Below are 21,236 nucleotides of genomic sequence, written 5' to 3'. Positions count from 1 at the left end.
GCTGAACAATGTCAATCAAATCGATATCCCCCTTGGATGGGAGATACAAAGAACAATCAGAAGTGCTAGCCGAGCATTTCTCGGAATGGGCTCTTATGAAGTATCGGGTATATGTGGAAGTAGAATGGCTTATCCATATGTCCAGAAGACCCGAAATTGCTGAAGTTCGAGAGTTCAAAGCGGAAGAAATTACTTTTCTAAAAGGAATCACGGAGCGCTTTGACGATACTTCCGCTCTCCGCATTAAAGAAATCGAAAGAACGACCAAGCATGATGTGAAAGCTGTAGAATATTTCCTTAAAGAAACATTGGATCCGACTTCGCTCGCCGACGTCAAGGAATTCCTTCATTTTAGCTGCACATCTGAAGATATCAATAACTTGTCCCACGCTCTCATGCTGAAAAACGGGATTGAAAGCGGCTGGCTTCCTATGGCTGAGAAGCTCTCTGCTGAAGTGACGCGTATTGCCGAATCCACCAAAGAAGTTTCGATGCTATCTCGCACCCACGGGCAGACTGCAAGCCCTACCACATTAGGTAAAGAACTGGCTGTATTTGTGTACCGCTGGAACCGTCAGCTCAAACAAATCCAAGCGCAGGATTACCTTGGAAAATTCAATGGGGCGGTCGGCAATTTCAATGCTCATTCGATTGCTTATCCGGAAGCGCCATGGGAAGAAATCGCCCGGACCTTCGTTGAGCATCTCGGGTTGACTTACAATCCGCTTACGACTCAAATTGAATCCCATGATTACATGGCCGAGCTCTTCCATGCGATGATGCGTTTCAATAATATTACGCTTGATTTTGACCGTGACGTTTGGCAGTACATCTCTCTGGCGTATTTCAAACAAAATGTCGTAGCCGGTGAAGTAGGCTCTTCAACGATGCCGCATAAGGTTAACCCTATTAACTTTGAGAATTCGGAAGCTAACATGGGCATAAGCAACGCGATGCTGGATCATTTGGCTAATAAACTTCCTATTTCGCGGCTCCAGCGCGACTTAACGGATTCTTCCGCATTACGTAATATGGGAGTTGGCATCGCTCATTCTTATATTGCTATTGCAGCTACGCTGCGAGGACTCAGCAGCTTGTCCGTTAATGAAGCAGCTATTCAACAAGATCTCAATGAGAGCTGGGAAGTGCTCGGTGAAGCCATTCAAACGGTTATGCGTCGAGTTGGCTATGAAAATCCTTATGAGAAATTGAAAGAGCTAACGCGAGGCGTAGAGGTTACACCACAGCGCATCGCAGAATTTATCCATGAGCTGGGCTTGCCTGATGCAGAGAGAGATCGTCTCCTGAAGTTAACTCCAGGAAGCTATATCGGTATTGCGGACAAGCTTATCCGCCATATTCGCTAGTAAAAACAACTTGCTCCGCCTCTAATTACCATTGAATACCATACTAGCTTTAAGGTTAACTTAATAAGTAGGGATTATTCTTACATGGTAGATAAAGAATGAGGGAGTGAGTCGTCATGGAAATAGATACCCTATTAAATGAGCTATTCAATTCGCAAGAGGATTGGTCGGTCAAGACCAATGAGCATTCATATGTCGTGAAACCTAATGAATATAATAAAGATGAAGAAGATAAAGAAGAGAAAGCCCATTAGGACTCTCTCTTCTTTATTTATTCACTCAAATGGAAAGGAACGGTTGCCACTACAACATCCTTTTCCTTTAGCAGTCTGGACCGTATTCGGTAAGCGGACTGATTATGAAGCAGACGGTGCCACCATTTTCTGGCTACGAATTGAGGAAGAAGCACCATGATGGTCTGCTTCTCTTTGACATGTGTATCAATCCGTTCGATAAAGTCAACCAATGGCTTAACAATAGTCCGATACCTTGAACGGAAAACAACCAGCCGAACCCCGGGATTCCATTGCTCCCATTTCTTCTCCATCTTCTCCTCATCTTCATCAGAAAAAGAGATATAGAACGCAACCACGTTAGGCGACAGTGTCTTTGCATAGGCAATGGTAGAAGCAACCACTCGATGAATCCCCGCAATCGGGATAATAATAATCGATTCCTTATGGGGCAGCGGTTCATCCAAATTGATGCGAAGCTGGTCTGCTACATCCTCGTAATGATCATATATTTTGGTAATGAACCATAAAAGGATTGGAGTCAAAACAATAACAATCCAAGCGCCTTCCACAAATTTGGTCACACAAAAAATGATAAGCACCGCAAACGAAACGAGAGCGCCCACCCCGTTAACAATTAACCGGCCCTGCCAACCCTTTTGTCTTTCCTTGAGCCATTTACGAACTAAGCCGCTCTGAGCCAGCGTAAAGGACAAGAAGACACCGATTGCATATAAAGGAATCAGTGCATCGGTTTTCCCACGAAAGGCAATAAGCAGTAGACTAGCCAAAACGCCCAAAGTGACAATCCCGAAGTGAAAAGACAACCGATCTCCCCGGTTAGCGAACATTCTCGGGAAATTTTTATCCTGTGCCATAATTGATGCCAAGATTGGAAATCCGTTAAAGCTGGTGTTCGCTGCGAGAGTCAAAATCATCATCGTAGCGATTTGCGTTGCGTAGTACATGATACCCCGGCCAAACGCGCTCTCCGTCACCATGGACAGCACGGAGGTATGACCCTTAGGATCAGGCGTAATGCCATAAGCCATCGTCAAGATCGTAACGCCGCCGAAAATAATGGCTAGTAAAATGCCCAATGACAGCAAAGTCCTTTTGGCATTGTCTTTGGATGGTGTCTTAAAGTGAGGCACCGCGTCGGAAATGGCCTCAATCCCGGTAACGGCCGAACAGCCGGAAGAGAAAGCTTTCAACAATACGAACATCGTCAGCCCCGAAGGGACTGAAGCTGGGATTACATGGATCGATGACGCATGACTGGCACCGGTTATTAGGTCAAAAATCCCTTTGCCAATTAACACCAGCACACAGAGAATAAAGAAATAAGTCGGGAAGGCAAACACGGTTCCCGATTCTGAAGTCCCCCTCAGATTTAGCCATACCATAAGCCAAACCAGGAACAGCGCTATCGGCACGATATAAGGAATTGCAATGGGAAAGGCGGATGTTATAGCCTGCACACCTGCTGAGACGGAAACAGCAACTGTCAATGTGTAGTCGATTAATAATGAAACGCCGGTCAATCTCCCGAAGGACATACCCAGGTTTTCCTTGGAAACCATATAGGCTCCGCCACCTTGCGGATAGGCATCGATAACCTGCCTGTAGCTGATGACCAAGATGGTAATTAGCAAGATGATGGCAATAGCAATAGGCAAGGAATAAGCAAAAGCCGCCACAGCTCCAACGGTAGCAAGTGCGAGCAAGATTTGCTCCGTTCCGTAAGCTACAGACGATAACGCATCCGATGATAAAATCGGAAGAGCCTTCCAAACTGGCATCTTTTCATGTTCCAGTTCGTTGGATTTGAGCGGCCTGCCAAAAATTACTCTTTTTAAAGAATCTGTTGTCACCCTGTGTGCACCCCGGTTAGAAATTATTGGTTTTATAAATCTTTGTGTTTAATATGTCCCGTTAAAACACAAAAAACACAAGGCAAGAGTCCTGTGTTCATCTCTCCTTCTCACTTCTTGCTTACGAGGTTAGCTGTCGGATTAGGGCTGTGAGAAGCATGCCCTTCCTATTGCTTAAGCAATAGGATTCACCCCATGTGGTGGGTCCCCCGCTCTTCTTTTAGAAGATTAAGCAATATGAAATTATTAAAGCACCATTGAATATTACTTACTAATTAATCAAAAGTAAATGAGTCTAAACATCACTAATAGCGCAATTTGAGTCTGCTTTAAGTCAAGATAGCGCATACATCTCCATCGCAGCACATCTGCTATGCTATTTTAACGAATTGCTTTCATTTACAAAAAAACATTTTTCTTGCAAATTAAATTGTTTGCTAACAGACTCCATATCACCCATGTGTCAGCCTAATATCAGAAGAATTTATAGAAATTAATGGTAGTATTACCATATACGAATTTGCACTTATATTTTTTAAAAAATCAAAGTTCAGGAGGCTGACCAAATGGCAATGCCAACACATATTGTAGCTGTAGGCGGTTTTGTAGAAAACGAGGACGGACATCTTCTGCTAGTGAAGACGCAGCATGACGGGTGGGTGTACCCAGGCGGACAGGTGGAAGTCGGAGAGAATCTGCTGGATGCATTAAGCAGAGAGATCAAGGAGGAAAGCGGGATCGACGCGGTTGCCGTTCAATTGATCGGGGTGTATTCGAATACAGCTACCTACAAATGGCATGACGGTGTAACGGACGTGCCTACCAAAGTCATGTTCGACTATGTCTGCAAGCCGTTAGGTGGAGAGCTGTGTACCTCAGAGGAGACCTCCGATAGCCGCTGGGTGCCTAAGGATCAAGTGCTTGAATTGATTAAATCACCGGCCATCCGAGCACGGTATCAGGCTTATCTGGACTTTGCCGGCCAAGTTCATTATATGGAATACGTGACCAAACCCCAATTTGAATTAAAGCTCCAAAGGACCATGTAAAAAGCGGCTTCTATCAAGGTGATTAAGGAGGGATACCCTTGTATAATCATGCTCCTTCGGATTACATATGCCCTGTCTGTTTATTAATTAAAGGGAACGATAACCCTCTATCTAAACAAGCGGATATTGTATATAAAGATGAATTCATTATGGCGTTCATCTGCGCCAACTGGAAAGTGAATAATCCCGGACATGTGCTCATCGTGCCAAACCAGCATGTAGAAAACATTTATGAGCTGCCAGTAGACCTGTCTAATCAAATACACGCATTTGAGATTGATTTAGCCAAAGCCTTTAAAGAGGTCTATCGGTGCGACGGCGTTTCATCAAGGCAGCATAACGAACCAGCCGGCAGCCAGGATACGTGGCATTATCACCTCCACGTATTTCCACGTTATAGGGATGATAACCTGTATAAAAGCCCTTCTCGTAGATCGACACCGGAAGAAAGAAAGCCCTATGCGGACCTATTACGCGGCTACTTTGGTTATTCTGATGCCACTACTTCGTAAAATTTAGATCACCGTCATTCGCTCAATAAACAAACAAAGAGGCTTTCCCTCAAGTTCTTTCACTCGAGGAAAAGCCTCTTCTAAGTTATGCGAGCGGCGCCATACCGCGTTCGATCCAATCTTCACGGGTAGGTCCATAAATGTCCGGTACCCGCAATCCTGCCTGACGCATAAGTACCGTCATTTGTCCGCGATGATGAATTTCATGTTGAATAAGCAGGTGGAGAGTCAATCCATTCGGCCATTCCTCGCCATACATAGAGGTTGTACGAACCAGGTCCTCATCCTTCCACTGAGCTTGTACCGCTTCCAGCAGGGCATTTCTTTGGCTACGGTAGGCGTCGGCAATAGCTTTTGCGGAAGCTGGTGCTGGTGCATGCTCGTCCTCAGCTGCTGGAGTGAACTCAAGACCAGTACGAGACGTCATCTCGTGAATGGTTGTGGTCAAGTGCCAAGCAAGCTGTCCCAGGCTGCGATGATCAGCGGTAATTTTTTGATTCAGTGAAGCATCCGTTAATACATCCATCACACGCTGCGTGGCAGCCGTCTCATTGCTCCAGCTTGCTGCAAATTGTTGTATAGAAGTAAACATGTTCAATACATCCTCCTTTAATAGTCACCTAATGTTGTAATCCCACTTGCTTACCCTGACTATACACCAACAACCCTGACAGCCCTATGTCAAGGTTAATTGATATTGATCTATTAGTTTTTGTGCCATCTCTCTAACGGTCTGAGCAACCGAATCCGGTTCCACTATGAAAACGTCAGCTCCGTAGCTGAGCAGCATCCCGTAAAGCCAAGGCTCATCCGGCTGCGTAGCTGTTACGAGAATCATACCATCAGGCTGCGTCTCTATTTGTCCAAACGTAAAATAATCCTGAAGCCGCGCTTTCGCACGGGGATGAAACCGCAGCACCAACCTAATAAGATTCGGGTGATTGTCCTGACGTGCCCATTGAAAATCAAGCTGCTCCAGCGTCTTGGGTCGGCGTATGAAGGTCTCATCCAAGACCGTTAGATGCTCTATTCGTGTTAAGCGGAAAATCCGGTAATCTTCCCGAAGCTTGCAGTAGCCGTACAAGTACCATACATATCCCTTTAATACGACGCCGATTGGCTCGCACATCCGCTCGGATGAATCCCCCTGTGAGGAGGTATAGGCAAAACGGATGACTTTGCAATCACGTGCAGCTGAACGGAGGATACCAAGCTTTTCCTTTTCCGCTCTCCCACCATGCCATGGATTCAGATCAATCATCAGCTGCTGGCTCATATCGTTCAGCTCTCGCTGTTCAGATCGGGCTACCAGTGCGCCTACCTTATCCAATAAGCTGCTAATATCCTGATCCCCGAAGGAAGATCCTACTCCCTTAAGCGCAATAATAATCGACTGCAGTTCCTCCAGCGATAAAAACTGCCTATCCAGCCGATATTGATCCATAATTTCATAGCCCCCGGCGGCTCCCGCAAAAGAAACAATTGGAATCCCAGCCTGATTGAGAGCCTCCAAATCACGGTAAATGGTTCTTAGCGATACCTCAAACCGTTCAGACAGCTCTTGGGCTCCTACTCGTTTACGATTAAGAAGCAGCATGGTGATGGCTAACAAGCGGTCAAGCTTCAAACGCATTACCTCCTCCATACTTTTTCTTTTTATGTTACCGTTGACGCCCTTTCAATACAACAAAAAAATGCAGCCTGTTTCCCTAATAGGAACCAAGCTGCATCTTCATTTAGGCAATCTATCTTATACCGCGTTCAATTCCATTTGATCTTCTTCGTCACGGTCGAACGACTCACGGTCGAATTCCCCTTCGGAATTAGCGATGATCAAGGAGCAAACCGTTGTACCTGTTGCATTTACAGCTGTACGGCCCATGTCTACAACAGCGTCGATAGCCAATACAAGACCCAATCCTTCAACCGGCAAACCAAGTGCTGTAAGTACGACGGTTGTCGAGATAGCAGCTGGTCCAGGTACCCCTGCAACGCCGATAGAAGAAATCATGCTTACCAATACGATCAAAATATATTCAGAGAAACCAAGCGGAATGTTATATACACGTGCTACGAAAATCGCTACTACAGCAGGCCAAACGCCGCCGCAGCCATTCATGTTCATCGTTGCGCCAAGTGGAGCTACGAAGCTTGCGATACGCGGTGAAACGCGCAATCTTTTCGTAATAACTTCCATGTTCACTGGCAGAGTTACATAACTGCTTCGCGTAGTAAATGCTACAGCAATCGTAGGATATGCTTTGCGGAAAAACTTGAATGGATTTACTTTCGCTACGAAAGTAACCAATCCGCCGAATGTAATGATGAAGTGAGCCAACAGCGCTACATATGTCGCCAAAATAACTTTCACAAGCGGTGCCAATGTTTCCAAACCGTATTTAGCAGCCATTGCACCGATCAGCGCATACACACCGTATGGAGTCAAACGAATAATGTATTTAGTAACCTGATGCATCACTTGTGCAAAAGATTCGATAAACGCTTTAACAGGTTGAATAACTTCCGGCTTCTTGCTTCCTACTTGAACCATAGCGATAGCTACGAAAATCGAGAAGACAAGGACAGGAACGACTTTAGCACCAGCCATATCACCTATAGGATTGCTTGGTACCAAATCCAAAATAACTTGTGAGAACGTTGGGATATCCCGAGGCTTGAACGTCTTAGGAATTTCCTGCACAATACCTGAACCCGGATCGAAGATCAAAGCTACAATCAAACCGATTAATGCGGCAATCCCTGTTGTTATAAAGAACAAGGAGATCGTTTTTACACCAATTTTACGCAAATGACCCAAACTCGAGATCGACGTGATACTGTTGATGACCAACACGACAACCAGCGGAATAACAAGCATTTTCACGAGGTTGACGTAGATCGTACCGATCGTGCTTACACTGATTGCACTCAGCTTGTAGGTGTTGAAGAAAATTCCTGCGATAAGACCCAGTGCAAGTGCGAGGAGAACCCGGTTACCGAAACCTACGCGCTTTTTGCCTAAGAAATAAAGAAAACCAATAATAACTAAAGAAACAAGCAAGCTTACCCAGTTCGTTTGAAACGCGGTAACCAAGTTGTTGTTCACGCGACCCATCTCCTTCAATACCCTACTATTTTAGTAGGATTTATGCGATACAAGAATAATACTTCCAACCTTTCCAACTGTCAAGAATATTTTTGCAAAAAACTAATTTGTCAAGTTTTGCCTGTTGTACAGCGAAAAAGGCTTGTTTCGGCTAATCCGTGAATCCGATAATCTCTATTATCATCTTACGATGGGCATTTCAAATAAGAACCTAGTGAGTAAATAACTAGCGCTGCTCGATTTCGATTGCAAAAAAATAGCCATGCATTGAAGTCGAATTCGACCTGTCCTGCACGGCTGTTGCTTCAGATTAGGGTATTGCTCGAGGTGGACTTGCGCTCCATTAACCGCTTTATTTTAGCTTCCGTTGATGTATCCGGGGCAGGAGTATAGATGCTGCAGCGTAAATCGGCATCTCCTTGTACCTGCAAGGATGTCAGATGAAAGAGCATCTTCCCCGCCTTGGCATGGCGGAATTCAATCAATACCTCTGGGGCAGAGCTTACTCTGCTCTGTTCCCAAAGAGTGTGAAAATCGGGATGCAGCGCCTTCATTTCCTCAAGAAACTGCCCATACCACTCGTCATCGACATATTGGCCGTAATAGGCTCGAAAAATCGAAAGAAAACCGCTGACAAAGTGCTCCCAATTGACAGCCAGGCTGCGGAATTCTTTTCTTGTGAACAGAAGTCGAATCATATTGCGCTGGTCCTGCGGAATTTGTTCAAAGTCCAGAAAAATATGGGAGGCGGCCTGATTCCATCCTACAATCTGACACCTTCTGTCCGAAATGATGGTAGGACAATTGCGCAGCTCTTGCAAAATCGTCTGCAAGGACGGACTGATCTGAGGCTGCTCTTCCTGCAGCAGACTGGTCCCGGAGCCGCTATCCAGCGCCAATGAAAATAAATATTTGCGCTCATCTCCTGTCAGCCGCAAAGCCGCAGCTATGCAGTCCAGTACCGAGACGGATACTTTAATATCCCTCCCCTGCTCGAGCCACGTGTACCAGGTTGCGCTGACTCCCGCCAGCTGTGCAACCTCTTCTCTTCGCAGACCCGGCGTTCTTCTTCGGCTTCCCGATACCAGTCCCACGGATTCAGGAGAGATTTTGGCACGCTGTGATTTCAAAAAAACCGATAGTGCCTGAAGTCTTGTCTGATGATTCATAAAACAGCCCGACCTTTCCCAACAATAACGTTATCATGGTACCTATTATACTAGTATAAACAACAACTTGTAATAGGATAAATGATGTGACATCATAAGTCTCATCACAACGAAACTGAAAGGGAGAATGACGATGGAACGCGTAGTTATTACGGGAATGGGCGTCATTTCGCCGCTTGGCAACGATGTAGGCCGATTCTGGGACCGATTGGTTCGAGGCGAATCGGGCATATCCCTTATTGATACTTTTGATTGTACAAGACATAAAGCCAAAATAGCCGGGCTTGTCCGCGACTTCGATGCAGAAGCCCGCTTTGGACGCAAGGAAGCGAGACAGATGGACCGGTTCTGCCAATTTGCATTGGCGGCTGCCGAGCAAGCTATAGAGGATGCCGGGATTCAGCTTGAGCATGTGGATCATGAAAGACTCGGGGTGTATGTCGGCTCCGGTATCGGAGGAATACAGACTCTTCTGGATCAAGCTGCCGTATTGCGGGAGCGCGGACCTGAACGTGTCAGTCCGTCGTTAGTGCCTATGATGATTTCTAATATGGCTGCCGCCATGATCAGTATGAGGTTCAATGCGTTAGGCCCTACTTTATCTCCGGTAACGGCATGCTCCGTCGGAAATACCGCCATCGGCGAAGCGATGCGCCTCATCCGATATGGAGGCGCCGATGTGATCTTAGCCGGCGGCACGGAAGCTGCCGTCACGGAAATCTCACTGGCCAGCTTCGGCAATGCTACGGCCTTGTCCACACGAAATGACGAACCGGCTCGTGCCAGTCGGCCATTTGATGCAGGACGTGACGGATTCGTCTTGGCCGAGGGCGCAGGCATTCTCGTATTGGAATCGCTAAGCCATGCGATTCGCAGAAATGCCCGCATCTACGCAGAAGTCATCGGCTATGGAGCGAGCTCCGACGCCTATCATCGAGTGGCAACCCACCCGGAAGGAATCGGTGCGTATCAAGCGATGAAATCGGCGCTTCACGAAGCGGCTATCCGCCCGGAAGACGTTGATGTAATTAGCGCCCATGCCACCAGTACCGAAGCCGGTGATAAATCGGAAACATTCGCCATCAAAAGGCTGTTCGGCGACAAAGCCTACCGTATTCCCGTCACGGCGAATAAATCGATGATCGGGCATATGCTCGGCGCTGCCGGTGGAGTTGAAGCGATTGCCCTCGTAAAGAGCCTGCAGGAAGGGATCATTCCCCCTACGATAAACCAAGAGCAGCAGGATGATATTTGCGATCTGGACTATGTGCCGAATACCGCCCGCCGCGCGGATCTGACTATTGGTATGTCGAATTCTTTCGGGTTCGGGGGCCATAACGCGGTCATTATTTTGAAACGCTACAACGAATAACCCCTTCTTTTAGTAAATATCAAAAGGCGGCTGTGCAGCCGCCTTTTCGTTTTTGAGAAACCTACTACTCCAAAATTGCGAAGGAAGTAGGTGGGGTATCTCCTGTAGGAGCGATAGCGTCCGCCTTTGTTCTCGGGAAATCCCCTCTAAAAAATACAATCAAATTTCCCGAGAACAACAGCGGCCGGAAGGGGATACTCTACCGGAGAGCCGACGCGTTTTCATGCTTCCTAGGTTTCTCCTCAAACAAACTTATGCTCAGCCGCCTTACACCTGCCGAGCCTCCAACCGCCGAGCCACAACAGACAACGTATAGTTGACCACAAAATACATAAGAGCCGTCATGAGCAGCGTCGGAATGACGAAATTAACATTTTGCCCGTTAATAATTTGGGCGTTATGCATCAATTCAGCCAAAGAAATAACAACCGCAAGCGAAGTATCCTTCAGCAGCGAAATAAATTGGCTCACCATCGGAGGCATCATTCTTCTTAGCGCCTGCGGCAGAACGATGTAACGAAGCGTCTGAGTGTAGCTCATACCCGAGGAACGGGCCGCTTCAATCTGTCCCTTATCAATAGAGTTCAGTCCGCCTCGTACAATTTCCGAGATCATCGCCGCCTCGAATACAGTTAGCGCCGCAATCGCTGCGCTTTCGATGCTGAGCTTCAATCCTATCTCCGGCAGCGCAAAGTAAGTAAAAAATATAATGAGCAGCAGAGGCAGGTTACGAATCACTTCTACGCATAAAGCAGTCAGCTGAGACACTACTGGAAGCTTCGTATAACGTATCGTCCCCAGGAGGCAGCCGATAAGGAAGCTGAGCACCACAGCAATAAAAGCAACTCGGATCGTAACTCCAAGACCTTCAAGTAAGAATCGAATATGATCCCACGTATACGCTTCCGCAAAATTCATGGGCCCTCACCTCCCGTCTTCAGCTAGTGGGTTCTCGCCATCCGGCGCTCCAAGTAAGCTACTCCGAAGCTAAGCGGAATCGTAATAACCAAGTAAAAAAGTGCTACAAATATGTACACGCTGAACGTAACGAAGGATTTGGTCGAAATGAGGTCTGCATAATACATTAAGTCCAAGCCGGCGACGACGCTCAGCACGGATGAATTTTTCACAAGGTTAAGGAATTGGTTGCCCAGCGCGGGGATTACCATTTTCAAAGCCTGCGGCAGTATAATGTATCCCATCGTTTGCCCGTAGGTAAGCCCAGACGAACGGGCAGCTTCATTCTGACCCTTAGGCACTGCCTGAATTCCTGCACGGATAGCTTCCGCAATGAAAGAAGCCGTGTAAATGGTCAGTCCGATCGTGCCCGCGGCAAACCCGCTTAAGCTCAAACCAAGCGCGGAAGGACCGAGAAAGAACAAGAATACGATCAACAGAATCGGTATGTTGCGGATAAATTCGACATAAGCCGTGCCGAGCCAGTTCAGAGGCTTGACAGGAGATATTCGCATGATCGCTATGAGTGTTCCTAGCACGAAACTCCCTATTAATGCGATTACGCTCACTTGCAGCGTGTTGAGGAAGCCTTCAAGGTACAAGTCCCAGTACTTCCACAAAATATTGAACTGGATAGCCCCCATCCTCTCCGCCTCCTTTCATCAGCTTGGAACGAAAAGGATGAATAGCCTCCCAGACTATCCACCCCTCTCCTCCTCAAAATCGAAATTATTTTGCCGGTTTTTCACCGATCCATTTCAAATACAATTTATCGTAGTCGCCACTAGATTTCATCGCTTTGAGGAAATCATTCACGTACGTCACAAACTCCGTATCGCCTTTGCGAATCGCGATGCCGTATGGCTCATCCGTAAAGGTGCCATCTACCACCTGATAGTTCGGGTCCTGCTTGGTCATTCCGTACAAGATGGCATTATCTGTTGTAAGAGCATCTCCTTGCCCCGCTTTTAGCGCTGTGAAGGCTTCCTGATAATTTTCAAACTCTAACACTGTCGCGTCCGGAGCTTTCTCACGAATATTTTGCGCAGAGGTCGAGCCTTTGGCCGTTAAGATCTTCATCCCTTTTTTAATGTCAGCTATCGATTTGATAGGACTGCCTTTCTTAACCAGCAGCGACTGCCCGGCTTTGAAATAAACGTCTGTAAAATCAACCTCCTGCTTGCGCTCCTCCGTAATGGTCATCGTTGCAATGATCATATCGATATCGCCGTTTTTAAGCATAGGAATGCGCGTCTTCGATGTAACTTCCTTCAACTCGACTTTGTTCTCGTCGCCAAGCACTTTTTTAGCCAAAGCCTTCGCTATATCGATATCAAAGCCCTCAACCACACCCGTTCCGGGGTCCTTCAATCCGAACAGCTTCGTATCGTATTTTACGCCTACGACGAGCTTGCCTCGTTTTTTAATATCATCCAATGTTTTTCCGGACGTTTGGGCAGGGCTTGTCGACGAGCCTCCCCCTGATCCTTTGTACCACAACCCGCCACTACAACAGCTAGTAAAGTTAGCAAAGCTAACATAGTAAATCCCAGCTTCCTTCTCATCATCCCCATCTACCTGTCCCCTCTCTATGATCCGTGTTGTAATAACCGCTTAAGAAACAATTGCGCCCTCTCTTCACGAGGATTGGAAAAAAACGCATTCGGCTCGGATTCTTCTACAATTTGTCCTTGGTCCATAAACACAATCCGGTCAGCCACCTCGCGGGCAAAGCCCATTTCGTGAGTGACGACGACCATAGTCATTCCTTCATGTGCCAAACCTTTAATGACATCCAGCACCTCCCCGATCATTTCGGGGTCCAGAGCTGAAGTAGGCTCATCGAACAGCATAATTTGCGGCTTCATAGCAAGTCCTCTGGCTATAGCTACCCGCTGCTGCTGCCCCCCAGATAGCTCGGAGGGATAAGCTTTGGCTTTTTCCGGAATGCCAACCTTGTTGAGATACAACGTGGCGGTTCGTTCCGCTTCCTCTTTGTTTAGCTTGAGTACTTTCCTCGGTGCGAGGGTAATGTTGTCCAGCACGGACTTATGCGGGTACAGGTTAAAATGCTGAAACACCATTCCGATATTTCGCCTCAGCTTGTTGACGTCCGTTTTCTTATCATGCAGCTTCGCTTCTCCCACATACAGTTCTCCATCCGTAATAACCTCCAGCCGATTGATGCAGCGCAGCAGGGTGCTTTTGCCGGAACCGGACGGACCTATAACCACGACCACTTCGCCCTGTTGAATCGATAAGTTGATGCCCTTAAGTACATGAAACTGCCCATAGTGCTTATTGACATTGCGAAATTGAATCATAGGTCACCTCCTGCCTTGCAGCAATTTTCCTTACATCAACTTGACCTGGACCATGGATTTTCTGGTCAACAGGTAATTACAAGTTATTACCCCAATGTGAAAAATATGACACTCGAAAGCGTTTCACTTCATTTCTCCAGCTTTTTTGTTGCAAAAACGAAAAAACCATCCTTTAAAAAGGACGGTTTTGCAATCATGAAGGAGCTCATGGCTCCATTCTCCAGATAAGATGCAACATATCTAGGGTATGCAATGGGCAAATTGTAAGTGTGCGATTGGACGGAGATCTCCTCGCATAATAAAGCTTAGAAAAGGACGATACGACATCATGGCTACTTTACTTCATATTATTGCGCATCCTAACGATGAGACACAATCCTTCAGTATGGCGGTCGGCAATGCTTTCGTTCAAGCTTACCGAGAGGCTAACCCCAAAGATGAAGTGATTCACTTGGATCTGTATAAAGCCCATATCCCTCATATTGACGCCGATGTATTCAGTGGTTGGGGCAAGCTTCGTTCCGGAAGTGAGCTCAATTCATTGTCTGCCGAAGAAAAATCCAAAGTGAACCGGCTTAATGAGCTCGTAGACCAATTTGTTGCGGCCGACAAATATGTGTTTATAAGTCCCATGTGGAACTTCTCTTACCCGCCGATTATGAAGGCCTACATCGATGCGATCTGTGCCGCAGGCAAGACATTTAAGTATACGCCCGAAGGGCCTGTCGGTCTTCTTCCTGACAAAAAGTCACTGCATATTCAGGCGCGAGGCGGCATTTACTCCACTGCGCCAATGTCGGATATGGAAATGGGACATCGACACTTGGCTGCTATTATGCAGTTTTTCGGTATAACCGATTTTCAAGGCTTATTTATTGAGGGACATAATCAATTCCCGGATCGTGCCGCAGCTATTAAGCAGGAAAGTATCGATAAAGCTGTAGCTTTAGCGAAATCCTTTTAAAATAATCCATATGGAGAAAGCACTGCCCGTCAAGGATGGGTCGGTGCTTTTTTATTGTAATATCCACCACTTGAAGTCCTGTTATGCAAAAGAACATTGAAAAAAGGGATCCCCTTGCGGGTATCCCTTCAAAAGCCGTTTGTACAGCGGATATTAGAAGCTTTCGCGAATCACTTGCTGCTCTAGTGGCAAACGATCCGTAGCACGCCCAGGGGCCGCTGCTTTACCAATCGGAATGATCATTACCGGAACATAGCGATCCGGGATATTCAGCTCTTTAACAAGAGCGTCACGATCATAACCACCCATTGGAACCGAATCGTAACCCTTGGCTTTTGCCGCCAGCATAAGCTGCATTGCCGCCAAGGAGGCATTACGGATAGCTTCATCGCGTGCCAAAGCAGGGTTGTTGTTATAAGCTCCGTTGATTTGTCCAATCATCATATCACGAATCTGGGAGGCTGCTTGTTCGTATACGGTTGGGGCGATAAGATTCGCCTGAAGATCCCCTAGTACTACAACCACAACGGATGCATCTACGGTTTGCTTTTGGTTATATGTGATCGGAAGCAATCTTTCTTTATTAGCTTGCTCACTAACGACCAGAAAGCGCCAGTGCTGAAGGTTCCAAGAAGAGGGCGCGCTTGCAGCCAGCGATAAGATTTCATTTAATTCTGCTTCCGGAATTTGTACTCCCGGTTGAAATTGACGTACTGAATGACGGCCTAGGATCGTCTCTTCTGCTGTTACTTTTTGCTCGATTTGGCTCATGTTGTATTCACTCCTATAAATGAAAGGTTATAAAACGCATAATAGGTCCTCATCCGTTAAGGACTAGGCGAAGTGAGTATATCACATTCGCTTACTTTTGTTAAGCTGGTATCCTTTTGTAATTAAAAAAGAATCATATCATTTCATTAAGAAACGACCCCTTTAGGGTCGCCTGCTGTCTTTTAAATATGCAGTTTACCCATCGCACATCTTCTGGGCAGAAAACAACCTCTCTTATCCAAAGAGAGGTCCTATCACCAAGAACCACGAAGGTCTCTGGTAAGTATGTATTATTACTCTACACGGAATTTGATAACGAGCTGATGTAAGTCCTCGGAGATGCCGGATAACGTCGTAGCCGAAGAGGTTATCTCCTGGATGGAAGCCAACTGCTGCTCGGTTGTTGCGGCAACCGTCTGAGCCAAGCCTGATGTTTGCTCGGCTATGTGTCCCATACTCGTTATCGTTGCAGTCACTTCTTCGGTACTTGCGGACATTTGCTGCGCGGCAGCAGCCGCCTCTTGAACACGTCTGGATATCTCAATTGACGAATTGACGATCCAACTGAAAGTCTCTTCCGCTTGGGACATCGCTTGGAGTCCGCCTTCTACCTCAACCATTCCTTCATCCATGCTAAGAACAGCTTGTCCGGTTCCTTCACGGATTCCATCAATAACACGATTGATCTCCTCGATGGAGTCTGCCGTTTGGGTAGCCAACTTGCGGATTTCATCCGCAACTACCGCGAAGCCGCGGCCGTGTTCTCCGGCTCTGGCAGCTTCAATAGCCGCATTGAGCGATAGCAGGTTCGTCTGTCTGGCGATATCACCAATAAATAAGGAGATCCGATTGATGCTGTGTGATTGCTCCTCCAGCTTTCGAATGACTTCGCCCGTTTTGCCAACTGCCTTGCTGATGGAATGAATTTTGGCTGACGCATCTTGCAGGACGGTCGTCCCTTGCTCTGCCTGCTGTGAAGCCTCGATCGTAATCTCCGATATTTCAGACGTCGATTCCGCAATGCGTTGGACGCCGACAGCCATTTCGTCCATTGCCCTTGCGCACTCCATTGCGCTCTGTGCTTGATTCTCCGAACCGGAAGCTACATCTTGAATGGATTGTGTGACATGCTCCGATGCCGCGGCGTTCTCCTCGGAGCTCGCCGAAAGCTGCTGAGCCGAAGCTGCAACAAGGTGAGAGGTTTCCTGCATTTGAAGCACGGATTCCTTTAAGGAATGAGATACTGTATTCACAGCGGTAATCAGCGTTCCCAGCTCATCCTTGGACTTGCTGGCCAGCTGTTTGCCCGTCAAGTCTCCTTGCGATATACGGACTAATGCTTGCGAGGCTTCTACCATCGGTCTGGAAATGATTCGAGTTACCAAGTAACCTATGACAGCGACAACCACGAAGGCAAGAACGATAAGCACTGCAAATTCGATAATGCTTCTGCGGTATAGCTCCTCGCTGTCCTGCTGAGCTTGGTCCGCTCCCTTCTTATTGTAGCTTACAATGACGGAGATGCTGTCCTGGACATCCTGAAATGCTTTAGACACCTCAGCAGAGGCTTCTTCCATTCCTTTGCCCCCTGCTTTTTGGCGGGTATTCAAGTCCTTGAATTGATTCCATTTTATCTTGAGTTGATTCAGATTAGCTCTATCCTGCTCATCGGCTACTGACGACTCATAAGCGGTCAGCCCCTGATCAATATCAGCAAACGTTTCTGTAATCTGGTTATTGAGCTCTACTTTTTTTGCCGCATTTGGTTCCGCAATCATCTGATAATAAAGAACGGATATATGCTCTTTGGCAAAGTTCACTTGATTGGCGACCTGCGTTCCAACCAACCAATTTTGTGTAATTTGTCTCGTATTGTTTTGCAAGATCCTCATGCTAATCAAATCCAAGGTACCCATTACACCCATAATGAGCAATATAACCGCATACGATATCATTAGCTTTTTCCCAATGGTCATTCTCATATGAACCTCCTGAAATAAAAAGACATCATCTCTTGTGAAGGAATATATCATACAATGTTTAGAATTATTATTTATAACCTATGTGCTTTGTATTAGAATCGCTAATAGTTCCCTAACATATTGGATTATAAGGTCCCAGGCTTGTCCTCTCTTTACAATATTTATAGGTTAATGTACCTTGAGGTTATACTTATTCGTATGAAGGGAGACGGAAATGAAATGAGTATTTTAAAATGGGATGGGCATACTCATACGCGCTTTTGCTATCATGGCAGCAGCGCTCCGCAAGAAGAATATATCGATAGAGCGATCGAGCTCGGCTTCGAACGTTACACTATCAGCGAGCATCCTCCCCTGCCGCAGGGTTGGATTGCCGATACACGTTTGTTGCAGGAACTGGCGATGCCCGAAGAAGAGCTGCCTCAATATATGTCATACGCTCAACAAATGAAGCAGCTGTACAACGGGAAAATGGACATAACCGTCGGGCTGGAGATTGATTATTTGCCTGGCCAGCTTTCCTATACGGAACGTATCGTCGAGCAATGGCAGTCTCAGTTGGAAGACATCGTCTATTCCGTTCACTATTTACCGGGAGTAGGGGGCACACGCTGTATCGATTTCACTGCAGATGATTTCCGCAACGGACTGCTGTCATATTACGGTTCGATGGAAAGTGTTGTTGAGGAATACTACAATCATGTAGAAGCAGCAATCGAATGGGCAGCCCAACTGCCCATGCGCAAGCGGCTCGGTCACATTAATCTTATAGAGAAATTCCGCCAGGTACTTCCGGAAATCAATCCGAATCAGATCGAACGCCGCCTGAAAGCCATCATACCGAAGCTGGCCAAGGCAGGTCTCGGAATTGACGTCAATACGGCAGGTCTTCGCGTAGCCACCTGCGGCAAGCCGTATGCTCCGGAATGGTTTATCCAGGAATGCTTACAGCAGGGCATCCCTTGCATTTATGGATCGGATTCGCATAAACCGGAGCATGTAGGCACCGGCTGGGATTGGTATGAACAACAGCTATCGGCATTTAAGCCTGCATCTTCCTAACTATAGTTCGGCCTCCAATGGTCGCAACGACTTGCCCTAATACCGTCGGTATCGTCGATAACGAGGATACCGGCTGGGCTGTCGGGTCGCCTCCCGTCACTATTTTCTGCAAATAAGCAAAATCCGGGAACGTGACTTCATCCATCAAATAGGCAGAAACTGTGCTTCCTTGAATTCTAACCCTATTCAGCTTTTCAATAACCTCATCCCCTGTTTTAATCCCCATACCATGACCATAATACAGTCCGGCTCCCATCTTAATCACATTTTCCCCCTGCCATTCTATCCATTCCGGGTTGACATCGGGATTTTTGAAATATTGGATATCCCCTCCGAATGCTTCAGCTCCATGGTTCAAAGTAATCAACCGCAAATCATGATCATAAGTCCATGAATATAGATACAAGTTATTAAATAGTTTATCGAATTTCTGGTCGCCAATTACATTGAGAACAGCTTTATACAACAGGATGATAATAGCGGTTGCACATTCAAAAGCATACAAGCTCCCATTCTCAAAAATATCCCTTATCGCTTCGCTCGACCTCACATTTTTTCTTTGAAGAAAAGCCCCGTTCTCCTTACGCTCCCAGAATTGCTCATTACAGCGAGACTTCTTGAAGGAGGCAAACGATACTTCGCTGTTATTCAGAGCTAATGCAGCCTCCATTATGGCAGCTCTTACCTGCAGCTCGAATAATAAAGAATTCCATGAATCATACGTATAGGTCCGACTGCTCCTGTCCTTTTCTCGATACACCATTCTTTCCGCATCATTCAAAGACGCCAAGTCCGGCGAACCATTGGTAATTACTATCATCGCCTCTTCACCTGCCTTTCCAGTCCACTTATGACAAAGAGGACCTATGGATACCCTAATACCATCCTATGTACAGATGCTTGGACGAATCCCTATGATTGCAAGATACATGGGGTGGTCAGGCAAGGAGGCGAGTTCAATTGAGCTTAATCAATGAAACCCAGATCGAACGATTCGAGAAAGCGTTGTGGAGCGCCACCCGCAAGCTAAGCCCCGAGTTGACAGCGGAGCTCAGCATCCCGCTAACCTGGCAGCAATTCTACATGCTGTATTTTATTAATGACAAAGGAACCTGCAAAGTAACGGATTTGGCAGAAACGATGGAGGTTAAGCCCAGTGCCATTACTGTTATGATCGATCGTCTGATTAAGCATGGAGTAGTAGACCGCAGGCATGATGAGAAAGACCGTCGTGTCGTCTGGATCGAATTGACGGATAAGGGCCGAGATGTGTTGGAGGAAGTGAATGTCTCCCGCAAAAAAATGATTCGCGGCTACATGACGGATGTGGATTCCAAACAGTTTGAGACCTTCCTGCGAGTATTCGAGCAAATGAACGATCAAATAACCAAAGCTCACGCAGAACACGATTATGCGATAAAGCTTTCCTGAAGCTGAATTCAACGAACGTTCCCCCAGAGAAAAAGGGCTGCGTGTTGTGCAGTCCTTTTTACTCATCAATGAAGGATTAAATATTCATTTTTTGGTTAAAATAGGCAACGGAGCGCATTGATGACTAACGGCTCCTTATCGTTCATTTGAAAATGGGATTGACCTCCCAAAATAGAGATAACTGCGAGTTTTTAGCTTAATGATTTTTAAATTAAAAACTCAAAAACCATTCTAATTACCTTTTGTTATTCATAAAAATATGGTATAATAAATTATTGGAATAAAAGGAGACAATAATTCACATATTAGAAAGGTTATCACTTAAGCGATAGGGTGCTCTTTCTAATGTGTGAATTTTTTTATTCATGCAAATATTAAGCAACAATTTATTGGAGGGTTTTAAGAAGATGGAAACAGGAACAGTGAAATGGTTTAACGCGGAAAAAGGATTTGGCTTTATCGAAGTAGAAGGCGGCAAAGATGTATTCGTACACTTTAGCGCTATTACAGGGGACGGCTACAAATCCCTTGACGAAGGACAACGCGTACAATTCAACGTTGTTCAAGGCAACCGTGGACCACAAGCTGAGAATGTTGTAAAACTGTAAGGTTTGCAACTTTGAAGGGAGAACTGCCCGGCAATGGGCAGTTCTTTTTCAGTGACAAAATGCTCGTACCGTCATGTACTTCTCTGGAATATAGAGAAAAACATACTCGTTGCTTCCCCCCGTTCAAGGACCATCCGGTCATTCGCATTAGGAACGCTTAGCGCACAAACCAAAGGAGGGGTTACATTGTATTTCTCAAAGAAAACCATGGAACCGGTTCAAGAAGAACAGACATCTGTGTGGATGTGCAGTAACGAAGGATGCTCTTGCTGGATGAGGGAAAACTTTTCCTTGGAAGAAGTCCCTTCCTGTCCTATTTGTCATTCCGGGATGGTTAAGAATACCAAAATGCTCCCCGCTTTATTTAATCACCATAAATCGTATTAAACGTACGTTATTCCGCTGTGAGGTTCTTGGCGATATAACGCAAAAAGCACTAACCGCGGAGGTTAGTG

Annotated in this window: 22 protein-coding genes and 1 riboswitch; of the genes, 10 read left to right on the top strand and 12 right to left on the bottom strand. The window is 46.3% G+C overall.

Annotated elements, in window-relative coordinates:
* Window positions 1–8 precede the first annotated feature (8 nt).
* On the top strand, window positions 9–1,367 hold the full coding sequence (gene purB, locus QMA13_RS02170; RefSeq protein ID WP_282939233.1) for an adenylosuccinate lyase: 1,359 nt from the start codon (window positions 9–11) through the stop codon (window positions 1,365–1,367).
* Between the two features lie 116 nt (window positions 1,368–1,483).
* Complete coding sequence (locus tag QMA13_RS02165; RefSeq protein WP_282939231.1) at window positions 1,484–1,621, top strand: hypothetical protein; 138 nt, start codon at window positions 1,484–1,486, stop codon at window positions 1,619–1,621.
* Window positions 1,622–1,638: 17 nt separating this feature from the next.
* On the opposite strand, the gene QMA13_RS02160 is transcribed toward QMA13_RS02165, so the two are convergent.
* Window positions 1,639–3,402, bottom strand: a complete 1,764-nt coding sequence (locus QMA13_RS02160) for an APC family permease (RefSeq protein WP_282939229.1) — start codon at window positions 3,400–3,402, stop codon at window positions 1,639–1,641.
* A 176-nt stretch (window positions 3,403–3,578) separates the two neighbouring features.
* A riboswitch (cyclic di-AMP (ydaO/yuaA leader) is annotated at window positions 3,579–3,719 on the bottom strand.
* Window positions 3,720–4,040: 321 nt separating this feature from the next.
* Between QMA13_RS02160 and QMA13_RS02155 the strand changes: the two genes are divergently transcribed.
* Together QMA13_RS02155 and QMA13_RS02150 are read left to right on the top strand one after the other, a co-directional pair.
* Window positions 4,041–4,523 (top strand): NUDIX hydrolase, encoded by a 483-nt coding sequence (locus tag QMA13_RS02155; protein WP_282939227.1) that lies wholly within the window; start codon window positions 4,041–4,043, stop codon window positions 4,521–4,523.
* Window positions 4,524–4,561: 38 nt separating this feature from the next.
* Window positions 4,562–5,035 (top strand): HIT family protein, encoded by a 474-nt coding sequence (locus QMA13_RS02150; RefSeq protein WP_282939226.1) that lies wholly within the window; start codon window positions 4,562–4,564, stop codon window positions 5,033–5,035.
* An 85-nt stretch (window positions 5,036–5,120) separates the two neighbouring features.
* Here the strand turns inward: QMA13_RS02150 and QMA13_RS02145 are convergent, their stop codons facing one another.
* The 4 genes from QMA13_RS02145 to QMA13_RS02130 all read right to left on the bottom strand — a co-directional run bounded on the left by QMA13_RS02145 (window position 5,121) and on the right by QMA13_RS02130 (window position 9,310).
* Entirely contained in the window at window positions 5,121–5,627 is a 507-nt protein-coding gene (locus QMA13_RS02145) for a DinB family protein (RefSeq protein WP_282939225.1), read from the bottom strand.
* Between the two features lie 84 nt (window positions 5,628–5,711).
* Window positions 5,712–6,662 carry a helix-turn-helix transcriptional regulator gene (locus tag QMA13_RS02140; RefSeq protein ID WP_481858123.1) on the bottom strand — a complete coding sequence of 317 codons (951 nt, stop codon included), beginning with the start codon at window positions 6,660–6,662 and terminating at the stop codon, window positions 5,712–5,714.
* Window positions 6,663–6,785: 123 nt separating this feature from the next.
* A complete protein-coding gene (locus tag QMA13_RS02135) occupies window positions 6,786–8,141 on the bottom strand; it encodes a dicarboxylate/amino acid:cation symporter (protein ID WP_282939222.1) in 1,356 nt (451 codons plus the stop codon).
* Between the two features lie 305 nt (window positions 8,142–8,446).
* Window positions 8,447–9,310, bottom strand: coding sequence for a helix-turn-helix transcriptional regulator (locus QMA13_RS02130; RefSeq protein WP_282939220.1), 864 nt, complete (start codon window positions 9,308–9,310; stop codon window positions 8,447–8,449).
* A gap of 133 nt (window positions 9,311–9,443) precedes the next feature.
* Between QMA13_RS02130 and fabF the strand changes: the two genes are divergently transcribed.
* The gene (gene fabF, locus QMA13_RS02125; protein ID WP_282939218.1) at window positions 9,444–10,682 is read left to right on the top strand and encodes a beta-ketoacyl-ACP synthase II; all 1,239 of its coding nucleotides are present in this window, start codon (window positions 9,444–9,446) and stop codon (window positions 10,680–10,682) included.
* A 267-nt stretch (window positions 10,683–10,949) separates the two neighbouring features.
* Here the strand turns inward: fabF and QMA13_RS02120 are convergent, their stop codons facing one another.
* The 4 genes from QMA13_RS02120 to QMA13_RS02105 form a co-directional block, all read right to left on the bottom strand.
* Window positions 10,950–11,600, bottom strand: coding sequence for an amino acid ABC transporter permease (locus QMA13_RS02120; protein ID WP_282939216.1), 651 nt, complete (start codon window positions 11,598–11,600; stop codon window positions 10,950–10,952).
* Between the two features lie 23 nt (window positions 11,601–11,623).
* The gene (locus QMA13_RS02115) at window positions 11,624–12,283 is read right to left on the bottom strand and encodes an amino acid ABC transporter permease (RefSeq protein WP_282939215.1); all 660 of its coding nucleotides are present in this window, start codon (window positions 12,281–12,283) and stop codon (window positions 11,624–11,626) included.
* An 85-nt stretch (window positions 12,284–12,368) separates the two neighbouring features.
* On the bottom strand, window positions 12,369–13,187 hold the full coding sequence (locus tag QMA13_RS02110; RefSeq protein WP_481858197.1) for an ABC transporter substrate-binding protein: 819 nt from the start codon (window positions 13,185–13,187) through the stop codon (window positions 12,369–12,371).
* A gap of 41 nt (window positions 13,188–13,228) precedes the next feature.
* Window positions 13,229–13,963, bottom strand: coding sequence for an amino acid ABC transporter ATP-binding protein (locus QMA13_RS02105; RefSeq protein ID WP_282939214.1), 735 nt, complete (start codon window positions 13,961–13,963; stop codon window positions 13,229–13,231).
* 328 nt (window positions 13,964–14,291) lie between these two features.
* Here QMA13_RS02105 and QMA13_RS02100 point away from each other — a divergent pair, with 328 nt between their 5' ends.
* The gene (locus QMA13_RS02100; protein WP_282939212.1) at window positions 14,292–14,927 is read left to right on the top strand and encodes an FMN-dependent NADH-azoreductase; all 636 of its coding nucleotides are present in this window, start codon (window positions 14,292–14,294) and stop codon (window positions 14,925–14,927) included.
* Window positions 14,928–15,080: 153 nt separating this feature from the next.
* Here the strand turns inward: QMA13_RS02100 and QMA13_RS02095 are convergent, their stop codons facing one another.
* Both QMA13_RS02095 and QMA13_RS02090 read right to left on the bottom strand, forming a co-directional pair.
* Window positions 15,081–15,698: a nitroreductase family protein gene (locus QMA13_RS02095; protein WP_282939211.1), complete on the bottom strand. Its 618-nt coding sequence runs from the start codon at window positions 15,696–15,698 to the stop codon at window positions 15,081–15,083.
* A gap of 293 nt (window positions 15,699–15,991) precedes the next feature.
* Window positions 15,992–17,680, bottom strand: a complete 1,689-nt coding sequence (locus QMA13_RS02090) for a methyl-accepting chemotaxis protein (RefSeq protein WP_282939210.1) — start codon at window positions 17,678–17,680, stop codon at window positions 15,992–15,994.
* A 219-nt stretch (window positions 17,681–17,899) separates the two neighbouring features.
* On the opposite strand from QMA13_RS02090, the gene hisJ reads away from it, so the two are divergent.
* Entirely contained in the window at window positions 17,900–18,742 is an 843-nt protein-coding gene (hisJ, locus tag QMA13_RS02085) for a histidinol-phosphatase HisJ (protein WP_282939209.1), read from the top strand.
* Here the strand turns inward: hisJ and QMA13_RS02080 are convergent.
* Window positions 18,723–19,562: a protein-glutamine gamma-glutamyltransferase gene (locus tag QMA13_RS02080; RefSeq protein ID WP_282939208.1), complete on the bottom strand. Its 840-nt coding sequence runs from the start codon at window positions 19,560–19,562 to the stop codon at window positions 18,723–18,725. The two genes, hisJ and QMA13_RS02080, sit on opposite strands and share 20 nt — an antisense overlap.
* A gap of 140 nt (window positions 19,563–19,702) precedes the next feature.
* Between QMA13_RS02080 and QMA13_RS02075 the strand changes: the two genes are divergently transcribed.
* The 3 genes from QMA13_RS02075 to QMA13_RS36505 all read left to right on the top strand — a co-directional run bounded on the left by QMA13_RS02075 (window position 19,703) and on the right by QMA13_RS36505 (window position 21,168).
* Window positions 19,703–20,173 (top strand): MarR family winged helix-turn-helix transcriptional regulator, encoded by a 471-nt coding sequence (locus tag QMA13_RS02075; RefSeq protein ID WP_282939207.1) that lies wholly within the window; start codon window positions 19,703–19,705, stop codon window positions 20,171–20,173.
* Between the two features lie 407 nt (window positions 20,174–20,580).
* Window positions 20,581–20,781, top strand: a complete 201-nt coding sequence (locus QMA13_RS02070; protein WP_028549128.1) for a cold-shock protein — start codon at window positions 20,581–20,583, stop codon at window positions 20,779–20,781.
* 33 nt (window positions 20,782–20,814) lie between these two features.
* Window positions 20,815–21,168, top strand: coding sequence for a cold-shock protein (locus tag QMA13_RS36505; RefSeq protein WP_481858122.1), 354 nt, complete (start codon window positions 20,815–20,817; stop codon window positions 21,166–21,168).
* Window positions 21,169–21,236: the final 68 nt, after the last annotated feature.

The sequence above is a fragment of the Paenibacillus sp. RC67 genome (assembly GCF_030020805.1).
Taxonomy (GTDB): domain Bacteria; phylum Bacillota; class Bacilli; order Paenibacillales; family NBRC-103111; genus Paenibacillus_S.
This window is presented reverse-complemented; position numbering and strand designations above follow the sequence as displayed.

Bases quoted from the DNA above. Each gene is read 5' to 3' on its own strand.
- QMA13_RS02145 (WP_282939225.1), bottom strand. From the start codon at position 5,627: ATGTTTACTTCTATACAACAATTTGCAGCAAGCTGGAGCAATGAGACG.
- QMA13_RS02090 (WP_282939210.1), bottom strand. From the start codon at position 17,680: ATGAGAATGACCATTGGGAAAAAGCTAATGATATCGTATGCGGTTATA.
- QMA13_RS02120 (WP_282939216.1), bottom strand. From the start codon at position 11,600: ATGAATTTTGCGGAAGCGTATACGTGGGATCATATTCGATTCTTACTT.
- hisJ (WP_282939209.1), top strand. From the start codon at position 17,900: ATGAGTATTTTAAAATGGGATGGGCATACTCATACGCGCTTTTGCTAT.
- QMA13_RS02095 (WP_282939211.1), bottom strand. From the start codon at position 15,698: ATGAGCCAAATCGAGCAAAAAGTAACAGCAGAAGAGACGATCCTAGGC.
- QMA13_RS02105 (WP_282939214.1), bottom strand. From the start codon at position 13,963: ATGATTCAATTTCGCAATGTCAATAAGCACTATGGGCAGTTTCATGTA.
- QMA13_RS02080 (WP_282939208.1), bottom strand. From the start codon at position 19,562: ATGATAGTAATTACCAATGGTTCGCCGGACTTGGCGTCTTTGAATGAT.
- QMA13_RS02100 (WP_282939212.1), top strand. From the start codon at position 14,292: ATGGCTACTTTACTTCATATTATTGCGCATCCTAACGATGAGACACAA.
- QMA13_RS02155 (WP_282939227.1), top strand. From the start codon at position 4,041: ATGGCAATGCCAACACATATTGTAGCTGTAGGCGGTTTTGTAGAAAAC.
- fabF (WP_282939218.1), top strand. From the start codon at position 9,444: ATGGAACGCGTAGTTATTACGGGAATGGGCGTCATTTCGCCGCTTGGC.
- QMA13_RS02130 (WP_282939220.1), bottom strand. From the start codon at position 9,310: ATGAATCATCAGACAAGACTTCAGGCACTATCGGTTTTTTTGAAATCA.
- QMA13_RS02115 (WP_282939215.1), bottom strand. From the start codon at position 12,283: ATGGGGGCTATCCAGTTCAATATTTTGTGGAAGTACTGGGACTTGTAC.
- QMA13_RS02070 (WP_028549128.1), top strand. From the start codon at position 20,581: ATGGAAACAGGAACAGTGAAATGGTTTAACGCGGAAAAAGGATTTGGC.
- purB (WP_282939233.1), top strand. From the start codon at position 9: ATGTCAATCAAATCGATATCCCCCTTGGATGGGAGATACAAAGAACAA.
- QMA13_RS36505 (WP_481858122.1), top strand. From the start codon at position 20,815: ATGGGCAGTTCTTTTTCAGTGACAAAATGCTCGTACCGTCATGTACTT.
- QMA13_RS02165 (WP_282939231.1), top strand. From the start codon at position 1,484: ATGGAAATAGATACCCTATTAAATGAGCTATTCAATTCGCAAGAGGAT.
- QMA13_RS02160 (WP_282939229.1), bottom strand. From the start codon at position 3,402: ATGCCAGTTTGGAAGGCTCTTCCGATTTTATCATCGGATGCGTTATCG.